Origin of the sequence: Meiothermus hypogaeus, from assembly GCF_003574035.1 — a bacterium.
In the GTDB taxonomy this organism is placed as follows: Bacteria; Deinococcota; Deinococci; order Deinococcales; family Thermaceae; genus Meiothermus; species Meiothermus hypogaeus.
Genome location: NZ_QWKY01000011.1, coordinates 17565 through 31297 on the forward strand (window position 1 = coordinate 17565; position 13733 = coordinate 31297).

13 protein-coding genes are annotated in these 13733 nt (G+C 62.7%); 8 read left to right on the forward strand and 5 right to left on the reverse strand.

All coding sequences use genetic code 11. The annotated features are described in order from the left end of the window. Nucleotides 1-80: 80 nt before the first annotated feature. From Mhypo_RS04560 to nikB, 3 genes are all read right to left on the reverse strand, one after another. Nucleotides 81-1598 carry an ABC transporter substrate-binding protein gene (locus Mhypo_RS04560; protein ID WP_119340121.1) on the reverse strand — a complete coding sequence of 506 codons (1518 nt, stop codon included), beginning with the start codon at nucleotides 1596-1598 and terminating at the stop codon, nucleotides 81-83. A gap of 66 nt (nucleotides 1599-1664) precedes the next feature. After that, entirely contained in the window at nucleotides 1665-2531 is an 867-nt protein-coding gene (locus Mhypo_RS04565) for an ABC transporter permease (protein ID WP_119340122.1), read from the reverse strand. Between the two features lie 117 nt (nucleotides 2532-2648). Then, nucleotides 2649-3599, reverse strand: a complete 951-nt coding sequence (nikB, locus tag Mhypo_RS04570; RefSeq protein ID WP_119340123.1) for a nickel ABC transporter permease — start codon at nucleotides 3597-3599, stop codon at nucleotides 2649-2651. A 107-nt stretch (nucleotides 3600-3706) separates the two neighbouring features. Here nikB and Mhypo_RS04575 point away from each other — a divergent pair, with 107 nt between their 5' ends. The 7 genes from Mhypo_RS04575 (at nucleotide 3707) to Mhypo_RS04600 (ending at nucleotide 11621) form a co-directional block, all read left to right on the forward strand. Beyond that, entirely contained in the window at nucleotides 3707-4288 is a 582-nt protein-coding gene (locus tag Mhypo_RS04575; RefSeq protein WP_119340124.1) for a peptidoglycan-binding domain-containing protein, read from the forward strand. Nucleotides 4289-4291: 3 nt separating this feature from the next. Continuing rightward, nucleotides 4292-4735 carry a hypothetical protein gene (locus Mhypo_RS04580; RefSeq protein ID WP_119340125.1) on the forward strand — a complete coding sequence of 148 codons (444 nt, stop codon included), beginning with the start codon at nucleotides 4292-4294 and terminating at the stop codon, nucleotides 4733-4735. 3 nt (nucleotides 4736-4738) lie between these two features. Beyond that, nucleotides 4739-5155, forward strand: a complete 417-nt coding sequence (locus Mhypo_RS04585; protein ID WP_119340126.1) for a DUF6636 domain-containing protein — start codon at nucleotides 4739-4741, stop codon at nucleotides 5153-5155. A 46-nt stretch (nucleotides 5156-5201) separates the two neighbouring features. Beyond that, nucleotides 5202-7484, forward strand: a complete 2283-nt coding sequence (locus Mhypo_RS04590) for a tetratricopeptide repeat protein (RefSeq protein ID WP_119340127.1) — start codon at nucleotides 5202-5204, stop codon at nucleotides 7482-7484. A 148-nt stretch (nucleotides 7485-7632) separates the two neighbouring features. Further along, a complete protein-coding gene (locus Mhypo_RS17890; RefSeq protein WP_147075263.1) occupies nucleotides 7633-7824 on the forward strand; it encodes a hypothetical protein in 192 nt (63 codons plus the stop codon). Further along, the gene (locus Mhypo_RS04595) at nucleotides 7794-10016 is read left to right on the forward strand and encodes a hypothetical protein (protein WP_240637115.1); all 2223 of its coding nucleotides are present in this window, start codon (nucleotides 7794-7796) and stop codon (nucleotides 10014-10016) included. Before Mhypo_RS17890 ends, Mhypo_RS04595 begins: the two co-directional genes overlap by 31 nt. 9 nt (nucleotides 10017-10025) lie before the next feature. After that, nucleotides 10026-11621, forward strand: coding sequence for a COG1470 family protein (locus Mhypo_RS04600; RefSeq protein WP_119340128.1), 1596 nt, complete (start codon nucleotides 10026-10028; stop codon nucleotides 11619-11621). Between the two features lie 70 nt (nucleotides 11622-11691). Here the strand turns inward: Mhypo_RS04600 and Mhypo_RS04605 are convergent, their stop codons facing one another. After that, nucleotides 11692-12180: an anthrone oxygenase family protein gene (locus Mhypo_RS04605; RefSeq protein WP_119340129.1), complete on the reverse strand. Its 489-nt coding sequence runs from the start codon at nucleotides 12178-12180 to the stop codon at nucleotides 11692-11694. 23 nt (nucleotides 12181-12203) lie between these two features. Beyond that, nucleotides 12204-12683, reverse strand: a complete 480-nt coding sequence (locus tag Mhypo_RS04610) for a DUF2269 family protein (protein ID WP_119340130.1) — start codon at nucleotides 12681-12683, stop codon at nucleotides 12204-12206. Between the two features lie 100 nt (nucleotides 12684-12783). On the opposite strand from Mhypo_RS04610, the gene Mhypo_RS04615 reads away from it, so the two are divergent. Beyond that, entirely contained in the window at nucleotides 12784-13731 is a 948-nt protein-coding gene (locus Mhypo_RS04615; RefSeq protein ID WP_119340131.1) for an AraC family transcriptional regulator, read from the forward strand. Nucleotides 13732-13733 lie beyond the last annotated feature (2 nt).

Consider the following 13733-nt stretch of genomic DNA (forward strand, 5'->3'; position numbering starts at 1 on the left):
GAGGAATTGCTCGGCAAATGTGGTGTGAAGAGCGCAAAAAAAAGGGCGAACTCGAGGGTTCGCCCAGTGTCTATCAGATGCTACTGTAGCCAGGTGTAGCGGAAGGCCAGGTAGCTGGTATTGGGGAAATGCAAAAAGCCCTGTACGCGGCGGTTCATGGCCTCGTACTGGGCCGAGTGGAACAGGAAGGCCATGGGGCTGTCCTGCAAAACCAGCTCCTGCACCTGGGTGTAGATGCGTTGGCGCTCGGCCTGGCTGGCTACGCGGCGGCCCTGCTCCAGAAGCTGAGTAACGCGGTCGTTCTTGTACTTGGAGAGGTTCAGGGCCGAGGTGGGGTGGAAGGTGTTGAAGAGGTAGTCGTCGGGGTCGGCCTGCCCCGAGGTGCCCAGGAGGGTGACATCGAACTCGCTGCGCAGGGCTTTGGGCAGATAGACGTTCCAGTCTTCGGCCTGGATGTTGACCCGGATGCCCACCTCGGCCAGGTTGTCGCGGATGACGTCTGCCGGGGTGCGCAGGAAGTCGTAGGTGGAGGTGACGTAGAGGTTCATGGTGAAGCCATTGGCCAGGCCGGCTTCGGCCAGAAGCTGCTTGGCTTTGGCCACATCGCGGGTGTTGTAGGGGCTGTTGGTGTAGGCGTAGGCCCCTGCGGGGATGGTGGTGCCCCGGGCCACAATGCCGCCGGTACCGAAGAGGGCCAGATCCACAATGGCTTTTTTGTCAATGGCATAGGCGATGGCCTGGCGCACCTTGGGGTTGTTGTAGGGTTCTTTGGTGGTGTTGAAGTAAAGGGCCCGGAAGTTGGCCGAGGGGCCGCCCACCACGGTCAGGTTGCGGTCGGCCTTAAGCGGGCGCACATCGGCAGCAGTGACGTACTCGATCCAGTCCACCGCCCCGGCCCGCAGGGCAGTGGAGCGGGCGGCGGGGTCGGGGTAGAAGGTGTAGGTGATGCCATCGAGGTAGGGCAAGGGGCGGCCCTGGTTGTCTTTTTGCCAGTATTTGTCCCACTTACGCACCACCAGCCGGGTCTGGGGGATGTACTCCACGAAGCGGAAGGGGCCAGTCCCGATAACGGCTTTGTTCAGGTCGTTGTTGTTTTCCCTGGTTACCTTCTCCGAAACAATCACGTTGGTGCTGAAGGCCAGCTTGGCCAGCAGCGGCGTAAAAGGCTGGGAAAGGGTGATGACCACGGTGCTGTCGTTGGGCGCCGTGACCGAGCGCACCACCGCAAAGTCGTTGGCGCGGGGGCTCTTGGTGGCCGGGTCTTTGATACGGTTGATGGAGAAGGCCACATCGGAGGCCTTGAGGGGATCGCCGTTGTGGAAGGTCACACCCGGCCGCAGGCGGAAGGTCCAGGTCAGGCCATCCTGCGAGACCGTCCAGGACTGGGCCAGCCCCGGCACGATGCGACCTTTGCTGTCGAGCATCACCAGGGTGTCGTAGATGTTTTCCAGCACGTTGCGGCTGGCGGTGGCGTTGGTGGTGTGGGGGTCGAGCCCTACCGGGTCGGTTTGCATGCCGGCCCGCAGGATGCCGCCCGACTTTTGCGCCAGCGATACCGCAGCCAGGGCCAGAACCAACAGAACCATCAGTTTTTTCATCGCGCCTCCTTGTGTAGCAACTGATTATACCGGTATATAACCACAGTAGTACCGTTTAGTCAGGAGCTATCGTTGTCGCAGCCGGGGGTCGAGGGCGTCGCGCAGACCGTCGCCCAGCAGGTTGAAACCCAGCACCATCAGCACGATGGCAGAACCGGGCACCAGCGAGCCCCAGGGCGAGAGCGAGAGAAAAGCCCGGCCCTCCGAGACCATAGAGCCCAGGGCTGGAAAGGGCGGCTGGATGCCCAGCCCCAGAAACGACAGCGCTGCTTCGGCCAGCACGGCATAGGCGAAACGCAGGGTGACCTCGACAATCAGTGGGGCCGCTGCGTTGGGCAGGATAGTACGGAAAATCATCCGCCCGTCCGAAGCCCCCATGGCCCGCCCGGCTTCCACGTACAGTTCTTCCCGCACGGTCAGCACGGCAGCCCGGGCCACCCGAATGAAAGGCCCCACAAACACCACCGAGATGGCCAGGACCAGGTTGATGAAACCGCCCCCCAGAAAGGCCAGGAAAGCAATGGCCAGCAGGATGGCGGGATAGGCAATCAGGATGTCGGCCAGGCGCGAGATGGTGAGGTCGAGCCAGCCCCGAAAGTAGCCGGCCAGCAGGCCCAGGGTTCCGCCCACCAGCAGCCCGGCCAGCACCGAGACCGCCGCCACCGAGAGCGAGAAGCGGGCCCCGTAGAGCACCCTCGAGAGCAAATCGCGCCCGTACTGGTCGGTGCCCAGCCAGTGTTCTGCGGAAGGGCCCGAGAGGCGGTTGGGCGGGTCGAACTTGAGGGGATCCCAGGGGGCAATGATGGGGGCCAGGAGTGCGCCCAGCAGCACCACCAGGGTAATGGTGCCGCCAATGACCGCCGAGCGGTTGCGCAGGAGGGCCCTGAATGTCAGGGCCCAGTTCGATGGGCTGGCCGAAGCGGGGGTGGTCACGGTTGTCCTCCGGAGTGGGGAGCTGGCGTCATAGTGAAAAGAAGTTGACTCGAGCGGCCCGGTCTGCAGCCTCTGAGGGTCAAGAAGCTCCAGGAAGCCTTTCGGCCCTGCGCTGGCTTACTCATAGCGAATCCTAGGGTCTATGAGCGAGTAGAGCAAGTCCACCAAAAGGTTGACCAGCACTGCCGCGGTGGCCACGAAGAGCACCGTGCCCTGCACCACCGGGTAGTCGCGCAGGTTGATGCCCTCGAGGGCAAAGCGCCCCACCCCCGGCAGGCTGAAAACCTGCTCGATAATGACCGCCCCGCCCAGCAACGAGCCAAACTGGATGCCGATCACGGTGACCACCGGAATCAGGGCGTTGCGCAGGGCATGGCGGAAGATCACCACCCGCTCGGAGAGCCCCTTGGCCCGGGCCGTACGGATGTAGTCGCGTGAGAGCACCTCGAGCATCGAGCTGCGCAGGATGCGGGTAACCGCTCCGGCCAGAATCAGGCCCAGCGAGAGGGCTGGCAGAACCATGTGCCGAAAGTTTTGCACGGGGTTTTCGGCCAGGGGCACAAAACCGGCCGGGGGCAGCCAGCCCAAAGCCAGCGCGAAGAGCAGAATGAGCAGCAAGGCCAGGAAAAACCCCGGCACCGAGAGGCCCAGAATGGCGAAGAACGAGGCAAAGTAGTCCACAAAGCCCCCCCGACGGATGGCCGCCAGCACCCCCAGGGGCACCGCAATCAGGAGGGCGGTCAGGAGGCCCATCAGGGTGAGCTGGAGCGTGACCGGAAAACGCAGGGCCAGGTCCTGGGCTACCTCGCGCCCGGTACGCAGGCTGCTGCCAAAGTCGCCCTGCAGGACAGCCCCCAGCCACTGCCCGAACTGCACGTGCAGGGGCAGGTCGAGCCCAAACAGGCGCCGCAGCTCGGCCATGCGCTCGGGATTGACGTTGGCCTCGAGGCCAACCAGGCTGGTGACCACATCGCCCGGCACGGCCCGCATGAGTAAAAAGGTGATGATGGCCACCCCTAAAAGGGTGGGGATGGCCGCGAGAAGACGATTAACCACATAGCCGACCATAACGAGTAGCCCGAGTATATCGCCTTTCGGCGTTTGTAGGCCGAAAGTGGAGCAAATGACCCGGGGCTACTTCGCCGGTTTGCTAACCTCGGACAAGGAGGAGTTCTGTGCGAAAAAACATTCTTTTTTTTCTGGTTGCTCTGAGCCTTCTGGTGCTTTCGCAAGCCCTGGCCCAGGCCAGCTTCTACGCCCGGCCCCTGGGCCTGCAAACCAACCGAATGAAAGGCGAGGACGTCTACAGCGTGCAGAGCTACCTCCTCAATGCGGGCTACCCCGAGGTTGGCGAGCTCGACCGCATCTATGGCCCCCGCACCTGGCAGGCGGTGATCAACTTTCAGGAGATGCAGGGAATCAAGGGCGATGAAAAAGGTATCGTGGGGCCCAATACCTGGGTGGCCATGTTTCACAGTGGCAGCATCAAAGCCCCCATCTTCTCGCGTGCTTTGCAACTGCAAAACCCTCGCCTGAGCGGGGTGCAGGTGCGTAGCCTGCAACAGCGGCTTCTGGAGCTCGGCTACCGCGAGGTGGGCGAGGCCGACGGCTTTTTTGGCCCTAAGACCCAGGCTGCGGTCAGCGCATTTCAGAAGCGTCTGGCCAACGTGAGCGGGCTGAAGGTGCGTACCGATGGGGTGGTGGACGGGGTCACCTGGGCCAACCTCTTCAGCGACTTTGCCCCGGGGAAGAAGTAGACCATGCTCCGCTGGTTTTTGCTGCCTTTGCTGACGGGCCTGGCCTGGGCTGCGCCAGAGTGGGCCAACTACTGCAACGCCCGCTTTGGTTTTTGCATCCAGCGCCCGGCTTTCATGAGCGCCGAACCCCCACCCGAGAACGGCGATGGTCAGTCCTTTCGTCGGGGAGCGGCCCGGCTGGTGGTTTCGGGAGCCCTGGATGCTTACGTGTTGACCCTGCCCGAGTACTACGAGCAGGCCCAGAAGAACCTGCGTGTGACCTACAAGGTGCTGAAGCCGGACTATTACGCGGTCTCGGGGTTTAAGGGCAATTTGGTGGTCTACGAGTATAAAAAGCTCAGGGACGGGGTATTTTTCACCGTGTACCTCGAGTACCCCACCACCGAAAAGGCCACCTACGACCCCCTCATCAAGCCCATTGTGGACTCGCTTAAGCTGCGAAGGTAACCGATGAAAAACCTGATTTTCCTGGCGTTTTTGCTGTTTCCGGCCCTGGCCCAGGGCTACTTTGAGCTGGGGGGCTTTAAGACCCCCTCGGGCAATATCCACTGCTTTGCCTATGTGGACCGGGTGGCGGGTGAAGCGGTGCTGCGCTGCGACCTGCTCCAGAACCAGGCCCGCGTTCCGGCCAAGCCCAAAGACTGCTCGCTGGACTGGGGCAATGCCTTTGGCCTGAGCGAGCGGGGCCAGGCCACCCGGCTCTGCGTAGGGGATACCGTGGCCGACCCCCGCCTGCCGGTGCTGGCCTACGGCAAGGTCTGGAGCGAAGGCGGTTTTCGCTGCGATGTGACCCAGGCCCGGCTGCGCTGCATCAACAAAGATAAGCGGGGCTTTGAGCTCTCCCGGAGCGTACAACGCCTTTTTTAGCCCCTCGAGTTCTGGCCTTGCGGTACTTTGGCCAAACACCAGTAGGATGAAAGCCATGCTGCACCTCAGGCTCCTGGGCTCGCCCGAAGCCCTCTGGCAGGGGGAAGTTCTCTCCCTTAAGGGCCGCCAGTGGGCCTTGCTGGGGGTGCTGGCGCTGGGCGGGGGTCTCAGCCGTCGCGAGGTGGCCGAACTGCTGTGGGACAAAAACGCGGCGCAAAACCTGCGGCAGGCCCTGTACCTGTTGCGTCGGCTGCCGGGGGCCAAGACGTGGCTGCTCGACGGGGAGCGGCCTGCACTGTACGCCGAGGTAGACGCCCTGGCGCCTACCCTGGAGGCGCTGCGTGCACCGCTTTTGCGGGGTCTGCCGGACGATCTGCCCCCTGCGTTTTGGGAGTGGCTGGCCCTCGAGCGCCAAAGGCTGGAAGAGCTGCGCCGCGAGCGGCTTTGGCAGACTGCACAGACCCAGCCGGAGCAAGCGCTGGGGTACCTTTATGAGCTTATCCAGCTCGATCCCCTGCACGAGAGTGCGGTGCGCGAGGCCATGCGCCTGGAGCTCAGGGCCGGGCGGGTACAGGCAGCCTGGCAGCTTTACGAGAACCTGCGCCAGTCCTTGCGGCAGGAACTGGGTGTAGAGCCCCTGGCGGCTACCCAGGCCCAGGCGGCCTTATTCCAGCACGCAGCCCTGAGCCCACTGGCCCAGCGCCTCTGGGAGGCCCGAAGTCTTTTTCCCGAAGAGGCTCGCCCCGAGTTCTGGGCTATGGTGCTGGAGGATGACCCCTACACGGTTGCGCGCGCACTGGTGGAGCTCGAGGCCGCCCCGCCCCCACCCCATTTGCCCAAGGCCCTGCGCCAGCATCTATGCCGCCGGATTGCGCTGGCCTTGGAAGCGCAGAGGGGCGAGCCCATGGCCACTGCTCGCTACTGGCTGTGGGCCTTGGAGCCAGAGCGAGCCTATGCCCACTTGTTGACCGCAGGTCGGATGGCGTTGCAACAGGGAAAGCCAAACGAGGCCCAACTTGCTTTCTTTCAGGCCCTCTGGGTGAGCGGCGAAGCGGAGGCTGTGGAAGCCATTTTACACCTGAGCCAGCTCGCCGAGCAGCAGAGCGACCTGGCCTTGCTGGATGCCCTGGTGGAGCGGCTGGGTGTACTGGCAAGGCGCACGCAGAGCGATCCGATCTACTTCGAACACCATCAGCGTAGGGCCGGGCTTCGGCTGCGGCAGGGCAGACCCCAGGAGGCCGCCCTGGAGGCGCTGGAAGCCCTGGAGGTGGCCCGGCGGTTGGGCGATGGGGAGCGAATCTCTCTGGCCCGGCTTTCTTTAGGGGCGGCCCATCTGGTAGCTGGGGCGTTGGAGGAGGCCAGGCCCCATCTGGAGGCCGCCGCATGGGCCCAAAGCCCGCAGACCCGCCTGCGGGCGCTAAGTAACCTGGGGGCCTTGTTCGGTCTGCGAGGTGAGTACGAGGCTTCCGAGGGCTCTTTGGAGGAAGCCCTGACCCTGGCCCGGCGGGAGGGACAGCTGGCCTTGGCAGGAAGTCTGCTGCAAAACCTGGCCGCCACTACCTTGCGCTTGGGCCGCTACGCCCAGGCCACAAAACGCTTTACCGAGGCCATTGAGCTGTCGCGCAGCTTGGGTGATGCCCGTACCGAGACCACCAGCTATCGCAACCTGGGCTACCTGTACTTTTTGCAGGGGCAGTTCGGTCCGGCCTGGAACACCCTCGAGGAAGCCCTCGAGCTGGCCCGGCCCCTGGGCCCCGGTTTGCAGGCCCAGGTCTTGCTGGTGCAGGTCGAGCTGCTGGGCTATTTGGCGGTCTTCCCGGAGGCCGAAGGCCGGCTGGAAGAGGCCTCGAGGCTGGCCCAGGCGGCCCAAGACGAGCGGCTTTTGTGGGCCTGCCGCTACAACCGGGCCTTGCTGGGTCTCTGGCGCTGCCCAGAGGAAACCGAGCCCATCGAGACCCTGCTGCCCAGCTTGCGGGAAGCCCGCTTGGGCGACCTGGCCATGGGGGCCGAGTTCGACCTGCTGGCGCTCGGCCGAAAGGAAAACTTACTCGAGCGCCTTCTCGCCTGCTGCCGGCCCCAGACCCCGGTGCAGCACCTGGCCTGGCAGATGGGTGCTCTACGGCTTTCGCTCCTGCGGCGTCCTCCCGACCCCGAGCCGCTGGCCCGGGCCCTGGCCCTGGAAACCCTATGCCTGAGCGTGCCCGCCCACCGTCTGCTAGGCGAGGCCCATGCCCACCTGGGGCAACACCTCCAGGCTACTGCCGCGGTGCGGAGGGCCCAGGAACTCTGGCAAAGCCAGCTCGAAGGGTTACCTCGGAGCCTGCGCTAGAGTCAAGCAGCAAGCCAGGATTACCCTTGTTGTGGTTCGCTCCTGCCTTGAGCAAGCAAGGGGTTAACGTGGATTTGGTATGACTTGGCGATGCGCCCGTGCCCCTAATTGACACCCAATTGACGCCCCCCCTACTACACTGGTAGCCATGCCAGAGGGCCACCAGGAACAGTGCTATGTACTCCGCATGTGGAGCGACGGCGAGCAGCAGTGGCGCTACAGCCTTGAACTCTTGCGGGGCGGAGCCCGGTACAACTTTGCCCGTCTGGAAGATCTGGTGGCGGCCCTCGAGCGCGCAAAGGAGGAAGCATGCGCTACCCAGCTAAAATCGCAGCCCTAGCCCTGCTGCTCGCGGCCTGCGGGGGTGGCCCCCCCAGCCGGATTGAGCCCAAAATCGACCCCGACACCCGGGTGCTAAACTCCCAGAGCCGGGCGTCTTTGTCTGGCTTCACCCTCCACAACGCCCCCGCCTGCCTGGACTACACCAACCAGAACCGCCCGCTCTGCCAGGCCACCCTCACCTTTAGCGCCGACAACCCCCAGCTCCAGGCCCTCGAGGTCGGACAGGTGCTGGTGAGCGAGCCCACCCCGGCGGCACCCTACGGCCTCCTGCAAAAGGTCAAGGGCATCAGCCGCGCGGGCAACACCGTAACCGTCCAGACCGAGGAAGCCGACCTCGGCGAGGCCCTCGAGCAAGGCGAGGCCGATTTCCAGAAGACCCTCACCCCCTCCGACCTGCAATCGGCCCAGGCCCTGGCCCAGAGCGTGCGCTTTGCCGGCGGCCTCACCGCCTACAGCGCCCAGAGTGGGGTAAGGCCCATGGCCACCCTGGACTTTAGCTTCGACGAGGTGCTCTACGACCAGGACAACAACCCGTCCACCACAAACGACCAGGTGCGGGTCTCGGGCAAGGTCTTCTTCGACGTGCAGAACGGTTTTAGCACCGGGGTAAGCTGGAAGAAGGTCTTTGGGGTGCCCACCTACCCCAACGGGATCTACTTCAAGGCGGCCTACGGCATAAAGCAAAGCGCCGAGGTCAAGGTGAGTTCCGGGCTGGGCTACAGCATCAACAAAGAAAAAGAGCTGGCCAGCTTCAACTTTTCGCCCATCACGGTTTTTGTGGGGCCGTTGCCGCTGGTGTTTGTGCCCAGTCTGAAGATGGTGGTGAACGCCTCCGGGCAGGTGAGCGCGGGCCTGAGCTTTGGCGCTACCCAGAGCCTGAACGCCCAGGCCTGCCTGGAGTACACGAACGGCTTCAACAACTGCAGCAGCTTTGGTGAGAGCTTTAGCGCCAGCTTGAGCGGGGCCAACATTGGCGCTTTGGCGCGGGGGAGCCTTTTGGGCAAGGCCGATGTACTGCTTTATGGCATTGTGGGCCCCTACGCCAAGCTGGGGGGCTACCTCGAGATGGACGTGGTGGTGCCGCGCAATCCCGTCTGGCGGCTTTCCGCCGGGGTAGAGGCCTATCTGGGTCTTCATCTGGGCATTGACCTGGGGGTGACCGAGTTCCGCCTGGACTACGACCAGAAGGTCTACGACAAAAACCTGGGTACCATCGCCCAGGCCACCCCTCAGCCGCCCAGCGTAACGCTCTCGCAAGCAGGCCTGGGCTCGCCGCAGCTCCTCAAGCCCTATAGCCTTTGTGCCACCGCCTACGACCCGCAGGACGGGCCCAAGGCAGTGAGCCTGAGCAGCAGCGTGGAGGGCAGCCTGGGCAGCATTGCCGCCAACGCCAACCCGCCTTGCCTCGTCTACACCTTCACCACCGAAGGCCCCCGCACCATCACCGCCAGCGCCAGCAACAGCGCGGGGCTGAACAGCAGCGCCACCCTGAGCCTGAACGTGCAAGACCCCCCGCCCAGCGTCCAGATCCTCAACCCCAAGCCGGGTCAGGGCTTCTATGCCGGCCAGACGGTGCTCCTGCAGGGGAGCTGGCTCGACCCCAGCCTTAGCACCCAGAACTGCGCCAATGCGGTCTGGAAGAGCAGCGTGGCCGCCGACACCCTGCCCGCCAACGCCTGCGGCAACCCTACCATAACCCTTGCCAGCAGCACGACTTCCCGCACCTTGACCCTGGAGGTCAGCAACGCCCGGGGCAAGAAGGGCAGCGCCACGGTGAACGTCAATGTAAGCCCGGCTCCCGCCAACTACCCGCCGAGCGCCCTCATCACCCAGCCCGCCGGGGTCAACCCCGAGATCGGCTACACCCAGATTGCCCTTAAGGGCTGGGTGCAGGACAACGAGAACCAGATGCTTACCTACACCTGGAAAATCCAGCGGCTGGACGGCAGCGGCAACCCTATCTCCGGCACGCAGCAGAACGTGCCGGGCGGTTCGGGGAGCATTAGCTTTACCAGCGGCGGCACCGACCTGCCCACGGTGATGATCGCCAACCTGACCTCGCTCTATCCCGGGGCTACCTGTGGTTTTCACTTCCGACTGACCCTCGAGGTCACCGACGGCAACGCCGGCCCCCCGGCCCGCCCCACGGTCGCCACCCAGGACTTCCGGCTGCCGCCCTGCATCAACTAGGAGGTTCCGATGCGCTACCGCTTGCTTTCTTTGCTGCTGATTGCGGGTTGTGCGGGTGGAAACCCCACACCCCCATCCCCGCCCGTGGTAGGTGACTTTCAGATTGCCCTTTCGACCGGCACCCTCAACCTCGAGGCCGGTACTACTGGAAGCCTCGAGGTCACCCTGGAAAAAACCGGCGGCTTCGACGCCGAGGTGCAGCTTTCGCTGGTGCGTGTTCCCAGCACCCTGGGCGTCAGTGCCAGCTTCAGCCAGAACCCCATCCAGAGCAGCAGCACCCTGACCTTGAACCCCTCCGGCGAGTTGGCCGCGGGCGACTACACCCTGCTGGTGCGGGCTACTGCCAGCGTAAACGGCCAGGTGCTCAAGCGTGAGCGCACCCTCACCCTGGGGGTCTCGGCCAGCGACCAGATTACCGTGAGCGGCCAGGCCAAGAACCGCTTTGGGCAGCCGCTGGTGGGTGTGCCGGTCTGCCGCAGTGGCCAGTGTGTGAACACCGACGCCGAAGGCCGCTTTAGCCTGAGCGGCGTTCGGCCCCCCTACGACCTCACCGTGCGGCCCGCCGCTACCCAGGAGCACACCTTCCTGGGCCTGAGCCGGCCCAACCCCCTCTTGCTGCTCTTCACCAGCCTGGGCGGGGCCCCTGCCGAGCAGACCGCCAGCCTGAGCGGTAGCCTACTGCCCCAATCGGGCAGCGGCATCACCTTCCCTAACCCCGCCAACACCGGGGTGCAGGTGGTGTTTGGGGCGCCCCAGGCCAGGCCGACCCAGTTTGTGCCCCCTGGTCACAACCTGCAGGCCCTCTTTCCTGACCAGGGCCCGGCCTACACCCTGAGCACGGCCTGGAACGGCAGCGGCAGTGTGCAGGGCCGGGTGTATGCCCTGCAGTGGAAGTACGTGCCCGGCCTGCCCGGCACCCCCGAGGCCTTTCTGGCCTACGGCAGCCGGGTGGTCTCGCTCGACCCTGGGGAGAGCGCCAGCCTGAACGTGGCGGTGGCCCCCATCAGCACCGGGGCCTTGAGCGTGAACCTGACCAACCCCAGCGGCCTGACTCTGCGCTCGAGGCAGCTTTATGTGAACCTCGAGGCCCACTCACTCTTCCTGATTGCCTCCAACAACGCCGAAAGCCCGTTAAACCTGTCCTGGGCCACCCCGGTGATTCCGGGCAAAACCCTCACCTTCGCCGCCTATGCCGACGCCCCCGATGGCCGCACCCTCAGCTTCCAGCAAAACGGCCTGGGGCCCAGCGGCTTTATTGACCGCGTGCTGCCTGTAGCCCCCGGACTCTCGAGCCCCAACCACAACCAAAGCGGCCTCCCGCTCAACACCCCCTTGCAGTGGTCGCGGCCGGCCGATAGCACCTGCCTTTTATTCCTGAGCAGCGCAGGCCAGCCCACCCGCACCTTCTACACCGACCGCACCACGGTAGTTCCGGGCCTCGAGGCGAACCGCACCTACAACTGGTTTGTGCAATGCTACGGCCCCTTCGACAACATCAACGCCTTTGCCAGCCCCGCCTGGGCTGGGGGCTACCCTGCGTTTGGCTGGGATATGTCGTTTTTCCAGACCAACTCGGTGCTCCGAAGCTTCAGCACCGCACCTTAGGCCACTCCCCCAACCAATTTCAAACACCCGTCTTGAGAGGCGGGTGTTTGAGCTATGCGCCATACACTCGCTAACCTTTGGGTATTTCAAAGGCCGCCCAGATCATCAGCAAGAAACTTAAGAAGTTTATGGGTGTCCGGATAGCGTTCAAGCTGTTCCATGCGTTGCGCGCGCTCTCCCAATCAGTGGGCGGGGCAGCCGGATTCCAGGTCAATACAGTGTTGTTGATGGGCACGTTCAAAGCTATGGTAAAAACCCCCACCCCAAAGAAAAAAAGCACCCAACCCAGTGCAGTCAGCCGCCAGTACGCAGTGTGGCGCTCCTTCCACAGGCGCCCCAGCGGATACAGGGGCAGCAACATGGCCAGGTTGGCCACCACAATTACCCCCGTAGGGAATGCATCCAACGACCGAATCAACTCCTGTTGCACTTTGGCATATTCTGTGGCCGAGAGGGTCATCAGGGCTGGAATGACCCCCTGTTCAAAGGTGTAGAGCAAACCGGCAAAAAGCCCAATCCCATAGGTGTAGACCAGATGAACAACCCGGACGCTATTCATGGAAACCCTCCTGGCTTAATAAGTCACCCCAAGCTCGGCTCAAAGATTTTGAGCAATACGATCAGCACAACCATCACACCCATCGCTACACCGACTCGGTTGGAGCGCTGTGCGAGGGCCTGATATTCGGCATCGCTTGCTCCTTTCGCCTCCAGTAACCTTATCTGTCGACTGAGCAACGGGGTATAGAAACCATATGCGACCGCCATGGCCACGATGTACAGCCCTATGGCAGCCCACAAATAAGGCGCAATGGCTTTGCCCATTGCAATCATGAGCACCCCAGTTAACCCGCCCAGCAGATAGCAGGGATTGGCAACATAGTCATCCAGGAACTTGACTCCACGCAAGGCAAAAGGCAGGCTGGCAGCGTCTTTTGCGCCGCGCGAAATCCATATGGCATAACTTGCATTCAGGCCCACCGCAACCATGGTGACAAAAATGTGTACAAAGACGAGCAGGGTATAAAAAAACGGATGGGCGCCTTCAGGGGGTACGTGCATGAAACCTCCTTGACGGGTGTGGAATGCCGTCAATATACTCCAAGGAATATGGACAGTCTATGTTTTTATGTCCTAATTTCTTTGCCAATCGTCCACAATTATGGATTCGCTCACCCACATCCTTAATCTGGCCCGTCTCAAGAGCAGCGTGTATTGCCGCTCTGAACTCGGCTCTCCATGGGGACTGCACTTTGCAGCACACCCCGGTGCAGTCTTCCATGTCTTGCATCGCGGCAAGGGCTATTTTCAACTCGAGAACGAGGCCGAATTACGGCCCATCCAAGAGGGCGATGTGCTGTTGTTACCAGATGGTCAGGCGCATTCCATTGTGGAGACACCCGGTACTCCAACCTTGCGTAACCTTGAACTCGATCAGTGGGGTGAATGTGCGCTCATGCGTTGGAGCGATACACCCACGGTAGTAATTCTGTGTGGGACATTTAATTTTGAGTATTCCAGGACAACCTCTTTGCTCAGACACCTGCCCCGCATCGTTCACATTCCGTACCGTGCCGATAGTCCCATCAACCGCGTTCTGGAACTGATGGCAGATGAAGCCCAGGCGCAACGCCCGGCCAAAGAAGTGGTTTTGCGCCGTCTGGCGGACATTTTATTTGTACAGATTATTCAGCGTTGGGTTGAAATGCATGGCAAAAACAGTGGTTTGTTGGGTGCCCTATACGATCCTCTTATTGGAAAAGCTTTGGGATTAATTCATGCACAGCCGCATCATGCCTGGACGGTGGCCTCGTTGGCCAGCGCTGTGGGCTGTTCCCGCTCATCGTTTTCCGCACATTTCACAGCTCTGGTTGGCGAACCTCCGATCGAATACCTGGCTCGCTGGCGTATGCAGCTTGCTTCTCGATGGTTGGCCGAAGACCCCTCTTTGCGCGTTGGTGAGATCGCGGCACGGGTTGGTTATAGCTCTGAAGCAGCCTTTAGCAAGGCATTCAAGCGGCTAATAGGCATTGCACCCAAAGCGTATCGCAGCAGTGCTAGAGCGGTTCCCAAGAATGCCCAGAACAACGGGTTTTGCTGTTCTGGGTAAAA